The following is a 17,307-nucleotide window of genomic DNA, read 5'->3' on the forward strand; positions in this document are numbered from 1 at the left end:
ATCCGGTTCACGATGAAGCGCCCAGGAACATACTCCAGCTCTTCCGTGACGTCCTCGCCGATCCGGCGCAGGCGACCGCCGCAATCGGCACAGGCATCGGCGCCGGGCATCAGTTCCACCTCCATCCGGGGGATATGATCCGGGATCGGACGGCGCTTGGGTTTGCCCTTCTCCTCGATGTCCGGCAGACGCATCCGCGCCGTCATCGCGGCGGCCGCGATCTCGCTGGCCTCAAGAGCCAACTGAAGCTGTTCTGCCGTCTCCGAGGACGCGCCGAACCGGTGTGCCCGGTGCCCGGCCAGTTGGTGCCGCAGCCTCTCGATCAGGATCGCCTGCGCCTTCACCTCGGCCAGAAGCCGCGCGGTGAAGCTGCGCAACTCCTCGGGATCTTCCGGCAGGGTCAGGGTCTGATCGAGCATGCAAGGAGTTTATCCCACGGGATTCCTTATGGGAATCATTCTCTTGTGGCCCCCCCTGATTATCCCGCTGCCAAGGGCCGCCACGTTCGCTCCGGGGCACGCCAGTCGATCCCTTCCAGGAGCATCGACAACTGCGCCGGTGTCAGCGCCACCTTCCCCTCCTTGGCCGAGGGCCAGACGAACCGGCCCCGCTCCAGCCGCTTCATGAACATGCAGGCCCCCTGGCCATCCCACCAGATGACCTTCACCAGATCACCGCGACGGCCGCGGAAGACGAAGAGATGCCCGCCGAAAGGATCCTGCTTCAGCACCGCCTCGGCCTGCGCCGCCAAGGAAGCAAAGCCCTTGCGCATGTCGGTGACCCCGGCAGCCAGCCAGACCCGCGTGTTGGCCGGAACCGGGATCACGCCGAAAGTCCCCGGATCAGCCGCGCCAGCGCCTCCAACCAGTCCGGCACGATCATTTCGATACCATCGGGCCGACCGCTACGGTCGGTGCGCTCCTGCCACTCGTTGATCCACGAGAAGCGATGCCGACGGCCTTCGACCGGCTGGCGGATCGAGGTGGAAATCGTGGTCGATTGCAGCCGGTCGAGCGCCGCCTTCAGGCGCTGATAATCGCGCAAGCCGGTGCCGCGCCCGACATAGGTGAGGATCTCATAGGGCGTGGCGGCCATCAGCCGAGAGGTGCGAAGGCCACTGTCGCGGGCTTCGACGATCTGACTGGCCGCCCAGATCAGGATATCGGCGTCCCAGATCGTGGCCATGCCGTGATCGGGAACAGCCTCGACCCGGATGGAGACATTGCCGGCTGCGAAGTCGATCGGCGCGATGCGCTTCGACTTGGCGAGGGAGAAGAAGGGATAGGCCATGAGATCCTGTGCGTCTCGTGGCGCGAAATCGCCGGGGAGCGCCCTGAACAGATCCAGTTGCCCACGCTCGGAAAGGGATCGACGTCGCACCGTCATGAAGGAAACCGCGAGAGATCAGCGGGCGTAACGACCGGCCTGCGGGCCGGACGGAAACGCATGACGCTTGGCGGGCAGCACGGAGCCGCGCGGATCGGAGGTCGAGGTCACCGCGCCGCGTTCGGTCCAGGCTTCGAGATCGTCGATGGCATAGACGACGCGGCCGCCGAGCTTGCGATAGGCTGGCCCGGTTCCATAGGTGCGGTGTTTTTCGAGCGTCCGGGCCGAGAGGCTCAGAAAGGTCGCGGCCTCCTTGGTCCGTAGAAAACGCGGCGGCAGGACGACGGGTTCATGTGGCATGATCGGGCCTCCGTGGTGTTGCAAACGGCCACTGCGGATCAGCGGCGGGCAATGACCACGGTGGCGAAGGAAGACCGGCGAGGTGCAGGGCGAAGTTGGGGGGTATCGAAATCGCCCACCATCAGGGGCGAAAGATACCCCCTCCGTATCCGCGACGAGAGCAGCACGGAACTATTCTGAGGGCGATAGCTCGATTTATTCTCCCCCTCACGAACGCCACCGGCATCGAAGTATTCGGGCCGGCGATCCCGAAAAGCCGAAAAGCACACAATTTCAGCTTGCTGTAAGAAATTCACCAACCGGCACAGTCATCAGGTCAGGAGAATATCGGCCCCGAGAGACCGATTTCGGGCATCTTGGAACTGGGGGCAGTGCTCAGCCGCTCCCGCATAACCCTCGAAAACAACGGGAAAATCCGGCCGCGGCCGGATCGGGAGACACCTTTCGCGAGGGCAAGTGGCGGAGGGGATGGGCCTAACATCCAACCTTCTCCACTTTCAAGTTGCTGATACTATTATATGTTTTGATGAAGCCGTCTCCTTCAGCTGGTGCTTCGGCATCACGAGTTTGGCACATTCGATGCCGTTAGGGGATATTGACATCCACCCGAGGAATGCGTGCGGCACTGCTGTTTATGAGGATGGGGCGAGTAGTCTGCCTTTCTTCACGGAGAAATTGATCTGCTGCAAGGTTGCGTGCGTAGAGCAAGTCAAAGGCTGATATGACAGAAGGCCACCGCCTATCTGCGGCGGTTGGACGGAAACTGGGACGAGGACTTCTCATGCTTCAAGCTACCTTCCTCTATGCTGCAACCGCCGGGGTGTTCCTCGCTCTGGATGTGCTGGGGATCCGGTTTCTGATCCGGCCGGTATTTGAGCGCAATGTCGGCCACCTTCTTGCCGAGCCGTTGCGGCTTGGTCCGGCTGCGCTGTTCTATCTGGGATATGTCGCCGGGCTTGTGTGGCTGGTTTCCTGGCCGGCGCTGAAAGCGAATGATCCCGTTCACGCGCTGATCGGAGGCCTGATCATTGGGCTGATGTGTTATGGCACCTATGAGATGACAAATTACGCCACGCTTGCCGACTGGTCGTGGGAGCAGGTCATTATCGACGGGTTGTGGGGCACGTTCCTGACCGGGTTTTCAGCCTGGGCCGGCGTGGTTCTGCTGTCGGGGCGATTCAACTGAACGATCAGCGCAAGCGCCGTATCAGTCGCAGCGACAGCGCATAAGGCAGGGCCCGTATCAGCTTCATCGCAAGGGTGAAGCGGCGTGGGAAATGGATCTCAAATCCCCGCCGTTGCATCCCGCGCAGCACGGACTCTGCCGCCTGTTCGGGGGTGATGATTGCAGGCATGGCGAAGGTGTTTCGGGCGGTCAGTCTGGTCTGGACGAAGCCTGGACAGACCAGCCGCACGTCCACACGCGGGGCCAGTTCGATCGCAAGCGTTTCGGCAAGGTTGTTGACCGCCGCCTTGGTTGCCGAATATGGCTGCCCCCCCGGCAGGCCGATGTAACCGGCAACCGAGCCGAACAGCACCAGCTGACCGCCATCGCGCAGCAGCGGCGGGCAAAGGCGGGCGACCTCAAGCATGCCCAGTATGTTCACGCGCACCATCGCCTCGGCCCGCATGGGATCGATATCCGCCACGCGACCGGGATCATAAAGCGCGGCGGTGCAGATGATCGCGTCCAGCGGTGCCTCAAGCGTAAGCTGTGCCACCACTGCCCCCAGCGTTTCAGGCTGGGCCAGATCCAGCGGCCTGGCCTGCGCGCCGCCGCACTCCGCCGCCAGCGCCTCCAGCGCGTCGCCATCGCGGGCGGACAAGATCAGTTGCGCCCCTTGCCCGGCCAACGCACGGGCAAGGGCTGCGCCAATCCCGGCGCTGGCGCCAATGATCCAGATGCGGCGGCTCGCATAGTTCATCTTCAGATCCGGAAGATCGGCTGCAACAGCCGCGGGATCAGCGCGTGAAAGCGCAAGGGCGCATCGGTGGCCGCCAGGCAGATGCATGGCTCGTCCCGGCCGGCAACGGGTTGGTGGTGGATGTCGGCATGCGCCACTTCGACGTCGCCGCGATGAAAGTTGCCTTCGCTGTCGGAAAAGCTGCCTTGAAGAACAAGTGTCAGTTCGTGCCCCCGATGCCCGTGTTCGGGGACTGCCTTTCCCGGCGGAATGTACAACAGGCGCAATGAGCCTTCGCGATCGGCGGTCAGGATCTGCTGGCGGATGCCGCCGCCCAGCATGCGCCAGCGCGGCGGCCTTCCGCCCAATTCGTGCATCACGGCAGACGGAAACGGCCCAGATGCGCGCAGAGGCGGCGGCGGGGGCGGTGCGTCTAGTGCAGTCATCATCCGGTCACGCGCGTCGGGTCGCAGGGTTGCGCCTTCTGCATGCTGCAAAAGCGCACCGCCGATCATGTCGCCCGCCTCCTGGCCGGCACGGCATTGATCGCAAAGCGACAGGTGCGCGGCCACGACCACACCAAAGGCATGTGGCAAGGTGCCTGCGCGATACGCGTCAAGCATGTCGTCGGGAATATGGTGGTGGATGCTGATCATGGTGCGATTGTCCTCAGCTCATGCCTGAGACGTTCAAGGCCAAGGCGGATGCGGGACTTGATGGTGCCAAGCGGCAAGCCCGTCATTTCGCTGATGCGGCTGTGTGGGATGTCGTCGAAATAGGCAGCACGCAGCGCCTCGGCCTGTTCCGGTGCGAGGCGCGCAAGTGCGTCTGCCAGGTGGCGCGCTTCCTGCTGCAGCGCAATGATCTGGGCGGCGTCGGGTTCCAGGCTCTCTATCTCGGGCATCTCGTCGGGCTGGGCCAGCGGACGGCGGCGGGCCATGTCGATGCGCCGGTTCCGGGCAATGCCATAGATCCAGCCGGCTGCGTCCGCGCGGTGGGGGTCGAACTGTCCGGCTTTGTGCCAGACCGCCAGCATCACATCCTGCACCACGTCCTCCGCAGTGCCGTCGCGCAACCCGCCGCGGAGCATCATCGCCTTAAGCCGTGGCGCGAAATGGTCAAAAAGCCGCCCGAACGCCGCGCGGTCGCGGCTGTCGCGGACGGCGATCAGATCGCGACTCAACTCGGAAAGATCGTCCATCGGTTGCTGATCTCCCCCCCCCCTGAAACCCAGAGCACCTTCATCGACCAACGGCAGGACCGTGGGTCTTAGCATTTCATAGGACCTTGGCCCGACAGGCGCAAATGCGGCGTTCATGCGGCACTTACGGGGGACAGTGCGTTTCAGATCATTTTGACAGAAACTTTTTCGCTGATTGATCCGAAGCCGATCTGCGCGCGTAAGGATGGCAAAGAACCAGTGGAGGCCAGATGCCTTTTGACTTGACCAGAGGCTCTCCGCAGCGGATCGCTATCATCGGCGGCGGCATTTCAGGCTTGGCTAGTGCTTGGCTGCTGTCACGCCACCATCAGGTGACGCTGTTTGAGGAAGCGCCCAGGCTTGGCGGCCACGCGCGGACGGTTCTTGCCGGCAAGCGGAGCGATCAGCCGGTGGATACCGGCTTCATCGTGTTCAATCATGTGAATTACCCGCATCTGACGGCGATGTTCCGCGACCTCGATGTGCCCATCGTCAAAAGCGACATGAGCTTCGGTGTCTCGTTGAATGGCGGGCGGGTGGAATATGCGCTGCGGTCCGGCGACGCGCTGTTCGGCCAGCGCCGCAATATTGTGGACCCGCGCTTTCACCTGATGCTCCGCGACATCCTGCGCTTCAACGCTGGGGCCGAGTCCGAGGTTGCGGCAACTCCCGACCTGACCATCGGCGCGCTGATCGACCGGATGCGTCTGGGCTCCCGCTTCCGCGCTCATTACCTCTACCCCTTTTGCGGGGCGATCTGGTCCACGCCCGATCACGACATCGGCAAATTCCCGGCCCGTGTGCTTGTGCGGTTCATGCGCAACCACGGGCTCTTGGCGCGTGGCCAGCATCATCAGTGGTGGACGGTGGACGGAGGCTCGATCCGCTATATCGAGCGGCTGACGGCGGCGCTGGTGCGGGCCGGGCTTGATTTACGCACTGGAACCGCTGTGCGGGCGGTCACGCGAACGGGCGGGATTGTCACCCTGAGCGCGGAGGGAGCGCAAGCTGAGGTATTCGACCACGTCATCCTTGCCGCCCATGCCGACCAGGCGCTCGCGATGCTCACAGATGCTGACGGCACCGAACGCGCGGCCCTTTCGTCGATCCGATTCCAGCCCAATCACGCCGTTCTGCACGCCGACCCATCCGTTATGCCGCACCGCCGCCGCTGCTGGAGTTCGTGGGTCAGCCGTGGCGATACAGGGCTTGCGTCTGTGGGCGTGACATACTGGATGAACAGGCTTCAGAACATCCCCGACGACGATCCGCTGTTTGTCACGCTGAATCAGCGTGACGGCATCGACCCGCGACTGATCTACGATCAGGTGACGTTCCGCCATCCGGTCTTTGACCTGGCGGCGCTGGACGCGCAGGCGCGGATTGCAGAGATGCAGGGTAATCGCAACACCTGGTTTGCCGGCGCTTGGCTGCGCAACGGCTTTCACGAAGACGGCTTTGCCAGCGCCATGCGCATCGCGCGTCGTTTACTGCCTGCGTCGGTGCTGCCATGACTCTCGCGGCGCGTCTTCAGGCAGGCGAAGTGCTGGCAATGCCGGCGCTGGTGACACATGCCCGGCGCGGCGACTTGCGTCACAGCTTCCGCACCCATGCCGATCATGTGTTGCTGGCGCCCGAGCATGTCCAGCCGCCCCGGTTGATGAGGCATAACCGATTAGGGTTGATTTCGTTTCACGATAGTGACCATGGCGGGCTGCGCGGCTCGGGCACCGGCGCCCCCTGGGCCTTGGCACAGCTTGCCGCTGCCGGGCTTGCGCCGCGCCGGGGTATGGTGCTGGCGCTGCTGACGCAGCCGCGGTTTCTGGGCTACTGGTTCAACCCAGTCAGCTTCTGGATGCTGATCGAAAATGATGCGCTGATCGCGGTGATTGCAGAGGTCAACAACACATTCGGCCAGCGCCACAGCTACCTGCTGGCCCAGCCCGACTTTGCGCCGATCAACGCCGAATCGGTATTGACGGCGCGCAAGGTCTTTCACGTCTCGCCCTTTCAGGATGTGGCGGGGAAATACCAGTTCCGGTTCGCCCTGCATCCTGACCGCATCGCCATCCGCATCGACCAAATGGATGGCACGAGTGGCATCAACACCGCCATGACCGGGCCGCTGACGCCGCTGACCAACCGCGCAGTGCTTGCGACGGTTTTTAGTCGGCCTGGCGGCGCGTTGCGCGTGATTGCACAAATCTATTGGCACGCGCTGCGGCTGAAGCTGAAAGGTGCCGCCTATCGCCGCCGCCCAGAGCCTCCGGACCAGGAAATCACCCGATGAGCCTTGAGACACACTCCCTGAAAACCCGCTTTCTTTCGGCCCTCGAAGAGATCGGCGACGGCATCGTGACCCTGACCACGCCCGAGGGCACGCGCCACCGATTTGGCACCGCCGGCCCCGAGGCCGACTTGCAGATCCGCAACTGGCGGCTGCTGCCGCGTCTGGCGCTGCGCGGAGATGTGGGGCTCGGCGAAGGTTGGATCGCAGGCGACTGGCACAGCGAGACACTGGAGGACACCCTGTCGCTGGCCCTGCGCAACCTTGGCCTTCGGACTGCGTGGGGAGAGCCGGGGCGGTTTCAGGCCATGCGGATGCGGCTGGTTGACAAGCTGATGCGGCCAAACAGCCTTCGCGGCTCGTCGCGCAACATTCGCGCCCATTACGATGTCGGCAACGAGTTCTATCAGCTCTGGCTCGACCCCGGCATGACCTATTCCTCTGCGCTGTTTGGCGAAGGCGATGATCTGCACCGCGCGCAAGCGCGCAAGAACCGGCGGATTCTGTCCCAACTGGCACCGGGCGAAAGCCTGCTGGAAATCGGCTGCGGCTGGGGCGGGTTCGCCGAAGCTGCGGCTGAGCGGGGTCACAACGTGACCGCGATCACGCTTTCTCCTTCGCAAAAGGGCTATGCCGACGCCCGGCTGGATGGCCGTGCCGAGGTGCGGCTTCAGGACTACCGTCAGGTGACGGGCTACTTTGACAACATCGTGTCGATCGAGATGATCGAGGCGGTGGGCGAACGCTATTGGCCAACGTATTTCTCCACCCTCAAGACGCGACTGGCGCCGGGTGGACGGGCAGTCTTGCAGGCGATCACTGTCCCGGATGCCGAGTTTTCCGTCTATCGCCGCCGCTCCGACTTCATCCGTCAGCATGTGTTTCCCGGCGGCATGCTGCCCTGTTCCGCCATTATCGCCCATGAGGCGGCAAAAGTCGGGCTGCGCGTGCGTGACAGCCACGCTTTTGGCCAGGACTATGCCCGCACATGCCGAATCTGGTGCGAGACGATGATGCAGCAGCGCCCCCGTATCCAGCGGCTGGGTTATGATGACACCTTCCTTCGCGGATGGCAGTTCTATTTGGAGGGCTGCGCCGCTGCCTTCGCCACCGCGCGCTGCGATGTGGTGCAGGTGACGCTTGGTCACGCGGATGAGGCGGCTTGAATGACGGCGCCGGGCATTCTTTGGCTGACCCGCGATTTCAGGCTGCGCGATAACCCCGCGCTTCTGGCGGCGATTGCCGACGGCCCGCTGCTGACGGTGTTTTTCATCGACCGGCTGACCATGGCGCAGGGCGCGGCCAGCCGCTGGCGGCTTGAGCGCGCACTCCGCATCTTTGATGCGGCACTTCGGGTCCGCACCGGCGGAAAGGGCATCGTCGTGCTGCGCGGCGAGGCGCATGAAATCCTGCCGGCGCTGATGAAGCGGCTGAGCGTGCGTCAGCTGCACCAGTCGGACTGGTCCACGGTGGAAATGCAGGCGCTGCAAGACCGTATGCGCGCGGCGCTGCGGCCCCTGGGTGCCGGGCTGATCCTGCATCCGGGGCATCTTCTCGTCCATCCCGGCGCGGTCCGCAGCGGAAATGGCGGGGCTTACCGCGTCTATTCCCCCTTTGCGCGGGCGGTACGGCAGCGCGGCCCCGACCGGCCCGCCGCCGATGCCCCGCCGGGCATTGAACCCTGCACGGAACCGCTCGGCGGGCTTGACCTGAGCACCCTCGATCTGGCGCCGGACCTGCACCGCGGCCGCGCCGCGCTGGAGCGATTTGCCGCGCCTGCGGGCGAAGAGGCCGCGCTTGCCGGGCTGGATGATTTTCTCGACCGCGCCTGCGCTTATCCCCGCGAGCGGGATCGCCCCGATCTCGACGCGACCTCGCGCCTGTCCGATCATCTGGCGGTAGGCGAGATCAGCCCTCGAACGATCTGGGCAAGGGCCATGCTCAGGGCGGAGATATCGCCAGAACATGCTGCCGGCATCGACAAATTTCTGTCCGAGGTGCTTTGGCGCGAATTTTCCTGGCACCTGCTGATCGGCTTCCCGGAAATGCCGGTCGCCTGCTGGCGTTCCGAATGGGAGGGCTTTCCTTGGCAAAAGGACGGCGCAAGCCTGATCCGCTGGCAGCGGGCTGAAACCGGAGTGGCGCTGGTCGATGCCGGGCTGCGCGAGATGTGGTTGACCGGACAGATGCACAACCGCGTGCGCATGGTGGTCGCAAGCTGGCTGACCAAGCATCTGCTCATCGACTGGCGGGCGGGACTGGCACATTTCGCCGATTGCCTGACCGACTGGGATCCGGCGTCCAATGCGATGAACTGGCAATGGGTGGCGGGCTGCGGCCCCGATGCCGCGCCATATTTCCGCATCTTCAACCCCGAAAGGCAGGCGGAGCAATATGACCCTCGTGGCGACTATCGTCGGCGCTGGCTTGCCGGGTTCGACCGTGCCGCCGGCCCCGAGGCTGCGGCATGGATCGAAAGCACCCCGCGCGACTGGCATACCGGACCATGGCGCGCGGGCCCCTCTGCCATGCTGGCGGAGGGGCGTAAGGCCGCGTTGGCGGCACTGGCACATTTCCGCGCCAACACATCGGAGACCTGACATGACTGATCGCGTCGCAAGGATTACCATCCTTCTGCTGGCTGTGGCCTTTGCCGTTTCGCCATTCCTGTCGAACGGCTTCGGTGGTTTCTACCGCGAAAGCTTCCCCGTGCAGGCAGACCGCTGGCCCGCCCAGCCGGTCGGATGGGCATTTTCCATCTGGGGATTGATCTATCTGGGACTGATCCTCGCCGCCGCATGGGCTCTATGGCGCCCGGCAACCATGCCGCAATGGCCCCGCGCCGCCAGTCCCCTTGGCATCAGCCTTTTAATCGGCGTCTTCTGGATCGAGGCCGCCATGCGGTTCCCACCGATCGCCACGGTGATGATCCTTGTAATGGCGGCTGCGGCCATCATTGCGATGTTGCGTGCCGGTGACAGCTGGCGCGAATTGGCGCCGGTCGGTCTCTATGCCGGCTGGCTGACGGCCGCAACGGGCGTGGCCGTTTCGGTGGTGGCGACCGGATACGGCATCCTGTCGCCGCGTACAGCCGCCATCGCACTGATCATTTGCGTCCTGATTGCGGCTGTTGCGGTCGCATCCGCCCGCCCGCGCCTCTGGACCTATCGCGCCGGGGTGATCTGGGCGCTGTTCGGCGTGATCGTTGCGAACGTGGGCGCGGGCGACTGGCTCATCGCCACGATTTGCGGCGCGGGGATCCTGATGCTTGCGCTGTTCGATCGCTTCATCCCCGGATCCAGCCTTCGCTGATCCGTATAAATCAAAACCCCGGCCGCAATGGCCGGGGTCATCTGGTTCATGCACGACCAACAGTGTCATTTGCCTCAGTTGGCGGGCGGCATGATGACCGTGTCGATGACATGGATCACCCCGTTCGAGGCCGCGATATCCGCCGTGGTGATATTCGCGTCATTGACCTTGGCACCGCCATCGAGCGTGAAAGTAACGTCGCCGCCCTGGACGGTAGCTGCCGTCATCCCCTCGGTCAGGTCCGAGGACATCACGGCACCGGGAACCACATGATACGTCAGGATCGACACGAGCTGATCCCTGTTTTCGGGCATCAACAGCGTATCGACGGTGCCCTCGGGAAGAGCCGCAAAGGCAGCATCGGTGGGCGCGAAGACGGTGAACGGGCCTTCACCTTTCAGCGTGTCCACCAGCCCGGCCGCCTGCACCGCCGCAACCAGCGTCGTGAAATCGCCCGCTGCAACGGCCGTATCGACAATGTCCGACGTGGCATCTTGCGCCATGGCGGCACCCGCCAGCAGGGCCGTCGTCGCAGTCGCCATCAGAAATTTGCGCAGCATTCCGGTTCTCCTTTGTGTCAAGCAGTGCTTTTCGCAAAGGGCCTCGTTTCGAGCCCTCGATGTTCTTTACGCAGGTCGCCCCCAGCCAGATCAAACTTGTCGTCAGGAAAATTCGATCTGCGCGCGCGGATGGCGCGTAATCCGAACAACCATCACGCAAGGGGGAACGGGATGACCAAGGTTTTGATCTATGGTGGCTCGGGCGCGACGGGCGCTGCGTTGGCGCGGCTGCTTGTCGCCGCAGGTCACAATGTGCATCTGACCGGCCGAAGCGAGAGCCGCCTTACTGCCGTCGCCGCCGAAGTTGGCACGAGCTATACCGTCGCCGATGTTATGGACGAGACAAGCTTCGCACGCGTCAGCGCCGAGATTGATCACCCGCTGTCGGGGCTGGTCTATGCGGTGGGCAGCATCACCCTGCGGCAGCTCGCGCACTTGTCGGCGCGGGCAATGGCTGATGACTTCCATCTCAACGCCCTAGGAGCGGCGCTGGCGGTACAGGCGGCCTTGCCTGCCCTGAAGGCGGCAGAGGGCGGGGCATCGGTTGTGCTGTTTTCGTCGGTCGCGGTCGGGCAGGGTTTTGCCAATCACGCGTCCATCTCGATGGCTAAAGGCGCGGTCGAGGGCCTGACGCGCGCCTTGGCAGCCGAGTTGGCGCCGCACATCAGGGTGAACGCGATTGCGCCCTCTCTGACCGAAACTCCGCTGGCCGAACCCCTGACCGCCGATGCACGGATGGCAGCTGGTATTGCGCAACTGCATGCGCTGCAACGGCTTGGCCGTCCTGACGATCTTGCTGAAATCGCCGCATTTCTCATCTCAGCCCGGTCTGGCTGGATTTCAGGACAGGTCTTGGGGGTTGATGGCGGGCGCTCCCGGCTGAGGAGCCGAGGGTAAATCAACATTGAATGACCTAGCGCTGCATGGCGTGGGTGACGTCTACTACCTTTTCACGGCTAAAGCAGATCCTGATCTTCGAACTGCGATCAGTAATCCGTCTCAAGGTAGACCCCGGCGCAGTCGTAGGTGACGGCAGCAGCCGTCGTGCCGGTGTTGAGGTAGGGGCGGACGACAGGAACTGCGTCGCGGCGGGCAGATCGGCGATGATCTCCTGTTGAAAGACTGTGCCCGGCACTACATCCACCACCCTGTACCCAGACGGAACTGCCATTTGGTGGAGTGGTAACGAATAGGATCATCACGCCGCCCGTTGTCATTGCGATCCTACTTTCGCCGCTCAACCGACCTTGCTGCCCCAGAAGGACGTATGGTCGGCCGCGAAATATCCATCCGCCGCGCGAAAGTTGCCCTGCAGCTCGACGGTGTCGCCTTGTGCAAGCGGTGCCATGGTCTGCAGCCAGAGCGCCGTCGCCTCGGAGACACGCGCGCCGGAAACTCCCCCCCGCGAGCCGCGGATTTCCGTTATGCCGTTCAGCACCAGCCAGCCGCGCATCCGCGCATTGGTGCTGGAGTTGATCTTGTAGAGCAGCGTCGCGCCGAAGTGCCGCGCGCCGGCGACCGGCGCGGCGAAGTGGCTGTTGCCGACGCAAAGCCGCACTATCGTGGGCGGCGATGACGCAGGAGTTTTCGATAACCGCCCGCAACCATTGCACGGGCGTCACGCAGGAGTGCCTTGATGGCATGACGGGCGGAAGATGCCTGCCATTCGTCCCGGTCAAGCCGGCCGGCGTTCAGGAGAACCCGCGCGATCTCCTGCTGCGTCGCGCCGGCCCGATGGCCATCGAAGGCCCGCAGCATCCGTCGGAGGCGCGCGCGTTGCTGGCGTGTCAGGCGCGTATCCAATCTGCGGCCGAGGTTGAGCTGCGGCGGGTTCGAGCGGAGCGCCAGCGGCGGCACAAAGCGTCAGGGGGAGGATGGCCATCTGTTGGCGAAGGTTGGAGAATAGAGAAACACGAATTTGCATGGTCGGATCTGATCTGCTGCAATCTTGATGGTTGGGCGGACTGCTACGTTTGCAAGCAGTTTCGGCTTTCATCCGCCACCCTCGCGGAGCGAAGCTGCGATGTCGTTGATCGATCGGAGCAGAACCAGGGGATCATCCCTGGACGGCTCAAAGCCGCGCCGCCTCCAGAATTCGGCGGCTTCACCATCGACGGCATTGACCAACAAGGCCCGTCCGCCGATCAGCGAAGCGGCCTGAACGCAGCGCTGGAGAGCATGCTTCAAAAGACCGGTCCCGATGCCCAGCCCTGCCCATCCCGTATCGGTCGCAAGCTGGCCGAGTAACATGCACGGGACCGGATTGGGTGGCTGCCCCGTCCGGATCGAACGCGGCAGCACCGATGGTACAACGGCAGTCGGCGCCAGGCCGTAGTAACCGACCACGCGCCCAGCCTCATGCACCACGAGAACAGCAGTGAAGCCCTTCTGCTGATTGGAGAGGGCGCGCGTCTTCAGCCAGTGGTCAAGCGTGGGCTTGCCACAGGAGAAATCAGACACTTCGTGACCGGCGGTAAGCGGTTCGGGGCCTGACAGTTGCAATGGCTTACCGCTTCGCCACGTAGCCGGGCTCCCACGGCGCGGGCCGCTTCAGGACTTCCACCATCTCCGGAACGGGAGCAGCAGGACGCGCCAGCACATCCATGAACTCGGCGAAGCCCTCCGGACTCATCCGGATCAGCCCCTGCTCCATGACGACCTCCTCGGCCGCGCGCACAGCGGCGTCGCGCACGAAATCGGTGCGCGAGCGGCCGCGGAGGCTGGCGGCGCGATCAATCATTGCGACATCCGCCTCGGGCAGGCGCATCGAGATCGGATATTCCTTGCGTTCGGCGTTCGTGGCCATGGCGAATCTCCTTGGTCGGCACATAGTGCCTTGTATCGCGAATTACAATACGATAGGGTTACATCAACAGTCAATGACCTCATGAGGAGGGGCGACGAGGCCAATGATGACCGGGCCAGCGAGGGATTCCGATAGGTTATTTTGCTACGCCATGGCTCGCCGGGACACGCTGGGCTACGCTACAGCCCGCTCACCCGCGCCAATTGTCGCCGAATATTCGCCATCAATTTCCGTTGCTTATGCTTCCTCCGGGGCGAATGCTGCAAGTTATGACCTTGCGAGCCCCAGGAAACACAGCAAAGATGACAGGAGGAGAGCGCGAAGCGCTGCTCGAATCCTTGCTGCTGGACGAGCCGGAGCTGACGTTTACGCCGCGCGGCGCTCCAGACCCGCGCCTTCTGCGTCTGGTCGGCATCCTGGCGAGGCAGGCGGCGCAGGAGTGCTATGCAGAGGAAGTGAAGATGTCACGGCAAAGGAGGAAGCGCTCCTCCTGATACGGATGGGAGCCACGTTTTGAAAGTCGCGATCTACGCCCGCTATTCTTCCGACAATCAACGCGACGCTTCCATCGCCGACCAGTTCCGTATGTGCCGCCTCCATGCCGAGAAACAGGGCTGGCACATCGTCGAGGAGTATTCGGACCACGCGATCTCCGGCGCCTCGCTGATCCGGCCGGGCATTCAGGCGCTCATGGCCGACGCTATGGGCGGCCGCTTCGATCTGATCTTGGCCGAAGCGATGGACCGCCTCTCCCGCGACCAGGAAGACATCGCGGGCATCTTCAAGCGCATGTCCTATGCCGACGTGAAAATGTTCACCCTGTCGGAAGGCGAGGTGACGCACCTGCATGTCGGCCTCAAGGGCACGATGAATGCGCTGTTCCTGAAGGACCTGGCCGACAAGACCCGCCGCGGGCAGCGCGGCCGGGTCGAGGCGGGCAAGTCGGGTGGTGGCAATGCCTATGGCTACGATGTGGTCAAGAAATTCGACGCCAACGGCGAGCCGATCCGCGGCGATCGCACCATCAACGAGTTCCAGGCCGAGGTGGTCCGCCGCATCTTCCGCGACTACGCTGCTGGCAAGTCGGCCAAGACCATCGCCTTCGCCCTGAACAAGGAAGGCATTCCCGCTCCGTCAGGCGGCGACTGGGGTTTCAGCACGATCAACGGCAACCCGAAGCGCGGCAACGGCATCCTCAACAACGAGATGTATATCGGCAAGATCGTCTGGAACCGGCAGCGCTTCGTCAAGGATCCGAACACCGGCAAGCGGCAGGCCCGCCCCAACCCGGAAGAGGAATGGGTCATCCAGGAAACGCCGGAGCTGCGCATCCTCGATGACGATCTCTGGAACGCGGTGAAGGCGCGGCAGGAGAAGAACAAGATCGCGCGGAAGGAAAACGGCGAGGCCGATCTCTCGCGGATCAATACCCGCCGCCGCCCCAAATACCTCTTCTCGGGATTGACCAAATGTTCCTGCTGTGGTGGCGGCTATTCCGCGATTTCGGCGACGCTGATCGGATGTGCAACGGCCCGCAACAAGGGGACCTGCGACAATCGGGTCAACATCCGCCGCGACGAGTTGGAATCGCGTGTGCTCAACGCGCTGCGCACGAAACTCGTCGATCCCGAACTCTTCGCCCATTTCTGCGAAGTCTTCACGCAGGAGATGAGCCGCCTGCGCATGGAAGGCCGCGCCGAGATCGCGTCGGCCGAGGCAGAGATTGCGAAGATCGATCGGGAACTCGAGACCCTACTCAATCTGATTTTGAAGGGTGGGGCCGCTGACGCGCTCAACGCGAAGATGGTGGCCATTGAGAAACGGAAGAAGGAACTTGAACTGTTCCTGGCTGAAGCCGACGAACCGCCACCCCTGCTGCACCCGAGTATGGCACTGCAATACCGAAAGCGGGTCCAACAGCTCTACGACGCCCTGCAGGACGAAGACGAAGGAAAGCGGATTGAGGCCGCCGACACGCTGCGCTCGCTCGTGGATCAGATCGTGCTGACGCCGGTCGAAGGCAAGGTGGAGATCGACGTTCAGGGCGATCTCGCTGGAATCTTTACGATTTCCACGCAAAGCAAAAACCCCGCAGCGGGTGCTACGGGGGCGCAAGTAAAGATGGTTGCGGGGGCACGCTTCCAGAAATACTCGCCTTTGTATCACGGGTATTGGTCGGATCGAAAGGCACTCGCTGCATAACCCAGCATGACAGCTTACGCTGGCAACCCCTCTTATGCGCGGCTTGATAGGGCGATGTGGAATTTCGCCCTGCCCTTCCCGGTGCTCGGCGCGCCGATGAAGGCGAACGGTCCTCTCTCGGTGGATCCGGCGCAGCGTGGATGGGCCTCGTCCGAGGCGAACTTTTCCGCACCCGTTGCACTGGACGGGCCAATGCGGGCCCTGGCGGTCGGGGTGGTGGATGCCAGCCGCTGCGACGAAGTGGCCGAGGGCGAATATCTCTATGGCTGGTTCGACTGGCAGGACTTCGCGATTGCAGAGCCTTCGGCCATCATCCTGCGCGCGGACCTTCCCCTGCCGCGCGCGCAGTTCGGTGGTCTTGTCGGTATCAACGGGCTCACGGCCTATCTGGCGTTGACGAAATGCGGGCGCCCGACTGAAGGAGACAAGATGCTCGTCTCGACCGCGGCGGGCGGCGTGGGGAGCCTCGTAGGGCAGATCGGCCGCATCCTCGGGTGCCAATGCTTCGGGCTGGCCGGCAGTGACGACAAGGTCGCTCTCTGCGCCGACGAATACGGCTACGATAAAGCGTGGAACTACAAGACCGCCGACCTCGATGCCGTTTTGTCCGAGTCGGTGCCGGGCGGCCTGAACATCTATTTCGACAATGTCGGCGGCACGATCCTCGACCAGGCGCTACGCCATCTCGCCGTGGGCGCGCGGGTCGTGCAATGCGGAACCGCCTCGGTTCCCAGCTGAACGCCACCGCCAACTGGCCCGCGGAACGAGCGCGAGATCCTGACGCGCCGGCTACAATGGAGCGGCTTTGTCCTCTTCGACCACACGGCCGAGTTCCGGGACACCGCCGGCCAACTGGCTGAGTGGTATGCTGCCGACAAGATCGACTTGCGGCTGGAAATCCTCGACGGCATCGGGCACGCGCCCGGGTCCATCGCCGACCTCTACGCCGGGCACAATACGGGCAAGCGGATGATCCGCATCGCTTGATTGCTGGCGGTTCGGACAATGGGGGCCCGCGAGGTTGCGCGGGCCCACTTGAAGCTGTTGAGACATTGTTACTGGTGGCGCGCCGCGGCTCTGTTGCACAAATCCCGTGTGGGATTCATCTCATGAATCCAGCGTGGTAGCTGGGATACATGAGCAGACCTACACCCCCGACCTACAGGACCAGGAACAGGCCAGCCTACAATGAAGCGCTCAAGCGCCGCGGCTCGCTGACGATCTGGTTCGATCCCGAGATGAGCTGGGATGCCGCGCCGACAGGTAGGCGTGGCCGCCAGCAGACCTACAGCGATGCCGCCATCCAGACATGCCTTTCGATGAAGGTGCTGTTCGGCATGGCGCTTCGG

The 17,307-nt window shown here is 63.5% G+C and carries 22 protein-coding genes and 1 pseudogene; 11 read left to right on the forward strand and 12 right to left on the reverse strand.

Features of this window, described 5'->3' with window-relative positions; all coding sequences use genetic code 11:
* The 4 genes and pseudogenes from PARJ55_RS22710 to PARJ55_RS0119870 all read right to left on the reverse strand — a co-directional run.
* Positions 1–419: IS66 family transposase zinc-finger binding domain-containing protein (locus tag PARJ55_RS22710; RefSeq protein ID WP_036714665.1), on the reverse strand; the 419-nt coding region annotated here is incomplete at its 3' end.
* A gap of 59 nt (positions 420–478) precedes the next feature.
* Positions 479–826, reverse strand: coding sequence for an IS66 family insertion sequence element accessory protein TnpB (gene tnpB, locus PARJ55_RS0119860; RefSeq protein ID WP_018000156.1), 348 nt, complete (start codon positions 824–826; stop codon positions 479–481).
* 29 nt (positions 827–855) lie between these two features.
* A pseudogene (locus PARJ55_RS22715) lies at positions 856–1,386 on the reverse strand (replication initiator protein A); the annotation flags it as partial.
* 18 nt (positions 1,387–1,404) lie between these two features.
* Complete coding sequence (locus PARJ55_RS0119870; RefSeq protein WP_012092626.1) at positions 1,405–1,686, reverse strand: AlpA family transcriptional regulator; 282 nt, start codon at positions 1,684–1,686, stop codon at positions 1,405–1,407.
* A 781-nt stretch (positions 1,687–2,467) separates the two neighbouring features.
* Between PARJ55_RS0119870 and PARJ55_RS0119875 the strand changes: the two genes are divergently transcribed.
* On the forward strand, positions 2,468–2,872 hold the full coding sequence (locus tag PARJ55_RS0119875; RefSeq protein ID WP_028714580.1) for a DUF2177 family protein: 405 nt from the start codon (positions 2,468–2,470) through the stop codon (positions 2,870–2,872).
* A 4-nt stretch (positions 2,873–2,876) separates the two neighbouring features.
* Here the strand turns inward: PARJ55_RS0119875 and PARJ55_RS0119880 are convergent, their stop codons facing one another.
* The 3 genes from PARJ55_RS0119880 to PARJ55_RS0119890 are packed head-to-tail and all read right to left on the reverse strand — an operon-like array spanning position 2,877 to position 4,791.
* Positions 2,877–3,611, reverse strand: coding sequence for an SDR family oxidoreductase (locus tag PARJ55_RS0119880; RefSeq protein WP_028714581.1), 735 nt, complete (start codon positions 3,609–3,611; stop codon positions 2,877–2,879).
* A gap of 2 nt (positions 3,612–3,613) precedes the next feature.
* Positions 3,614–4,246 (reverse strand): ChrR family anti-sigma-E factor, encoded by a 633-nt coding sequence (locus PARJ55_RS0119885; protein ID WP_028714582.1) that lies wholly within the window; start codon positions 4,244–4,246, stop codon positions 3,614–3,616.
* On the reverse strand, positions 4,243–4,791 hold the full coding sequence (locus PARJ55_RS0119890; protein WP_028714583.1) for a sigma-70 family RNA polymerase sigma factor: 549 nt from the start codon (positions 4,789–4,791) through the stop codon (positions 4,243–4,245). The genes PARJ55_RS0119885 and PARJ55_RS0119890 overlap by 4 nt, the downstream gene beginning before the upstream one ends.
* Before the next feature lie 230 nt (positions 4,792–5,021).
* Here PARJ55_RS0119890 and PARJ55_RS0119895 point away from each other — a divergent pair, with 230 nt between their 5' ends.
* Genes PARJ55_RS0119895 through PARJ55_RS0119915 form a run of 5 tightly spaced genes read left to right on the forward strand, consistent with a single transcriptional unit; the run spans position 5,022 to position 10,390 of the window.
* Complete coding sequence (locus PARJ55_RS0119895) at positions 5,022–6,305, forward strand: NAD(P)/FAD-dependent oxidoreductase (RefSeq protein WP_028714584.1); 1,284 nt, start codon at positions 5,022–5,024, stop codon at positions 6,303–6,305.
* The gene (locus PARJ55_RS0119900; RefSeq protein WP_156929543.1) at positions 6,302–7,081 is read left to right on the forward strand and encodes a DUF1365 domain-containing protein; all 780 of its coding nucleotides are present in this window, start codon (positions 6,302–6,304) and stop codon (positions 7,079–7,081) included. Before PARJ55_RS0119895 ends, PARJ55_RS0119900 begins: the two co-directional genes overlap by 4 nt.
* Positions 7,078–8,244, forward strand: a complete 1,167-nt coding sequence (locus tag PARJ55_RS0119905; protein ID WP_028714586.1) for a cyclopropane-fatty-acyl-phospholipid synthase family protein — start codon at positions 7,078–7,080, stop codon at positions 8,242–8,244. Before PARJ55_RS0119900 ends, PARJ55_RS0119905 begins: the two co-directional genes overlap by 4 nt.
* A complete protein-coding gene (locus PARJ55_RS0119910; RefSeq protein ID WP_028714587.1) occupies positions 8,245–9,678 on the forward strand; it encodes a deoxyribodipyrimidine photo-lyase in 1,434 nt (477 codons plus the stop codon).
* A gap of 1 nt (position 9,679) precedes the next feature.
* Positions 9,680–10,390: a hypothetical protein gene (locus PARJ55_RS0119915; protein WP_028714588.1), complete on the forward strand. Its 711-nt coding sequence runs from the start codon at positions 9,680–9,682 to the stop codon at positions 10,388–10,390.
* A 74-nt stretch (positions 10,391–10,464) separates the two neighbouring features.
* Here PARJ55_RS0119915 and PARJ55_RS0119920 read toward each other — a convergent pair whose 3' ends face one another.
* A complete protein-coding gene (locus PARJ55_RS0119920; RefSeq protein WP_028714589.1) occupies positions 10,465–10,950 on the reverse strand; it encodes a fasciclin domain-containing protein in 486 nt (161 codons plus the stop codon).
* Positions 10,951–11,121: 171 nt separating this feature from the next.
* Between PARJ55_RS0119920 and PARJ55_RS0119925 the strand changes: the two genes are divergently transcribed.
* Entirely contained in the window at positions 11,122–11,847 is a 726-nt protein-coding gene (locus PARJ55_RS0119925) for an SDR family NAD(P)-dependent oxidoreductase (protein ID WP_028714590.1), read from the forward strand.
* 340 nt (positions 11,848–12,187) lie between these two features.
* Here PARJ55_RS0119925 and PARJ55_RS0119930 read toward each other — a convergent pair whose 3' ends face one another.
* From PARJ55_RS0119930 to PARJ55_RS0119940, 4 genes are all read right to left on the reverse strand, one after another.
* Complete coding sequence (locus PARJ55_RS0119930; RefSeq protein WP_028714591.1) at positions 12,188–12,508, reverse strand: hypothetical protein; 321 nt, start codon at positions 12,506–12,508, stop codon at positions 12,188–12,190.
* Positions 12,508–12,708: a DUF2285 domain-containing protein gene (locus PARJ55_RS23660; protein ID WP_084637936.1), complete on the reverse strand. Its 201-nt coding sequence runs from the start codon at positions 12,706–12,708 to the stop codon at positions 12,508–12,510. The genes PARJ55_RS0119930 and PARJ55_RS23660 overlap by 1 nt, the downstream gene beginning before the upstream one ends.
* A gap of 234 nt (positions 12,709–12,942) precedes the next feature.
* Positions 12,943–13,410 carry a GNAT family N-acetyltransferase gene (locus PARJ55_RS0119935; RefSeq protein WP_341802370.1) on the reverse strand — a complete coding sequence of 156 codons (468 nt, stop codon included), beginning with the start codon at positions 13,408–13,410 and terminating at the stop codon, positions 12,943–12,945.
* 46 nt (positions 13,411–13,456) lie between these two features.
* The gene (locus PARJ55_RS0119940) at positions 13,457–13,756 is read right to left on the reverse strand and encodes a DUF1778 domain-containing protein (protein ID WP_028714593.1); all 300 of its coding nucleotides are present in this window, start codon (positions 13,754–13,756) and stop codon (positions 13,457–13,459) included.
* Positions 13,757–14,058: 302 nt separating this feature from the next.
* Between PARJ55_RS0119940 and PARJ55_RS0119945 the strand changes: the two genes are divergently transcribed.
* The 4 genes from PARJ55_RS0119945 to PARJ55_RS23670 form a co-directional block, all read left to right on the forward strand.
* Entirely contained in the window at positions 14,059–14,250 is a 192-nt protein-coding gene (locus tag PARJ55_RS0119945) for a hypothetical protein (RefSeq protein ID WP_028714594.1), read from the forward strand.
* 19 nt (positions 14,251–14,269) lie between these two features.
* Positions 14,270–15,958, forward strand: a complete 1,689-nt coding sequence (locus PARJ55_RS22720; RefSeq protein ID WP_051416384.1) for a recombinase family protein — start codon at positions 14,270–14,272, stop codon at positions 15,956–15,958.
* Between the two features lie 54 nt (positions 15,959–16,012).
* Complete coding sequence (locus tag PARJ55_RS23120) at positions 16,013–16,696, forward strand: NADP-dependent oxidoreductase (RefSeq protein ID WP_198019403.1); 684 nt, start codon at positions 16,013–16,015, stop codon at positions 16,694–16,696.
* Positions 16,697–17,094: 398 nt separating this feature from the next.
* Positions 17,095–17,307, forward strand: a 213-nt coding sequence (locus PARJ55_RS23670) for a transposase (RefSeq protein ID WP_028714595.1), incomplete at its 3' end; no start/stop codon positions are given.

Origin of the sequence: Paracoccus sp. J55 (genome assembly GCF_000513975.1) — a bacterium.
Taxonomy (GTDB): domain Bacteria; phylum Pseudomonadota; class Alphaproteobacteria; order Rhodobacterales; family Rhodobacteraceae; genus Paracoccus.

Coding starts and splice junctions, on each gene's coding strand:
- PARJ55_RS0119870 (WP_012092626.1), bottom strand. CDS start 1,686: ATGCCACATGAACCCGTCGTCCTGCCGCCGCGTTTTCTACGGACCAAG.
- PARJ55_RS0119875 (WP_028714580.1), top strand. CDS start 2,468: ATGCTTCAAGCTACCTTCCTCTATGCTGCAACCGCCGGGGTGTTCCTC.
- PARJ55_RS0119880 (WP_028714581.1), bottom strand. CDS start 3,611: ATGAACTATGCGAGCCGCCGCATCTGGATCATTGGCGCCAGCGCCGGG.
- PARJ55_RS0119885 (WP_028714582.1), bottom strand. CDS start 4,246: ATGATCAGCATCCACCACCATATTCCCGACGACATGCTTGACGCGTAT.
- PARJ55_RS0119890 (WP_028714583.1), bottom strand. CDS start 4,791: ATGGACGATCTTTCCGAGTTGAGTCGCGATCTGATCGCCGTCCGCGAC.
- PARJ55_RS0119895 (WP_028714584.1), top strand. CDS start 5,022: ATGCCTTTTGACTTGACCAGAGGCTCTCCGCAGCGGATCGCTATCATC.
- PARJ55_RS0119900 (WP_156929543.1), top strand. CDS start 6,302: ATGACTCTCGCGGCGCGTCTTCAGGCAGGCGAAGTGCTGGCAATGCCG.
- PARJ55_RS0119905 (WP_028714586.1), top strand. CDS start 7,078: ATGAGCCTTGAGACACACTCCCTGAAAACCCGCTTTCTTTCGGCCCTC.
- PARJ55_RS0119910 (WP_028714587.1), top strand. CDS start 8,245: ATGACGGCGCCGGGCATTCTTTGGCTGACCCGCGATTTCAGGCTGCGC.
- PARJ55_RS0119915 (WP_028714588.1), top strand. CDS start 9,680: ATGACTGATCGCGTCGCAAGGATTACCATCCTTCTGCTGGCTGTGGCC.
- PARJ55_RS0119920 (WP_028714589.1), bottom strand. CDS start 10,950: ATGCTGCGCAAATTTCTGATGGCGACTGCGACGACGGCCCTGCTGGCG.
- PARJ55_RS0119925 (WP_028714590.1), top strand. CDS start 11,122: ATGACCAAGGTTTTGATCTATGGTGGCTCGGGCGCGACGGGCGCTGCG.
- PARJ55_RS23660 (WP_084637936.1), bottom strand. CDS start 12,708: ATGCTGCGGGCCTTCGATGGCCATCGGGCCGGCGCGACGCAGCAGGAG.
- PARJ55_RS0119940 (WP_028714593.1), bottom strand. CDS start 13,756: ATGGCCACGAACGCCGAACGCAAGGAATATCCGATCTCGATGCGCCTG.
- PARJ55_RS0119945 (WP_028714594.1), top strand. CDS start 14,059: ATGACAGGAGGAGAGCGCGAAGCGCTGCTCGAATCCTTGCTGCTGGAC.
- PARJ55_RS23120 (WP_198019403.1), top strand. CDS start 16,013: ATGTGGAATTTCGCCCTGCCCTTCCCGGTGCTCGGCGCGCCGATGAAG.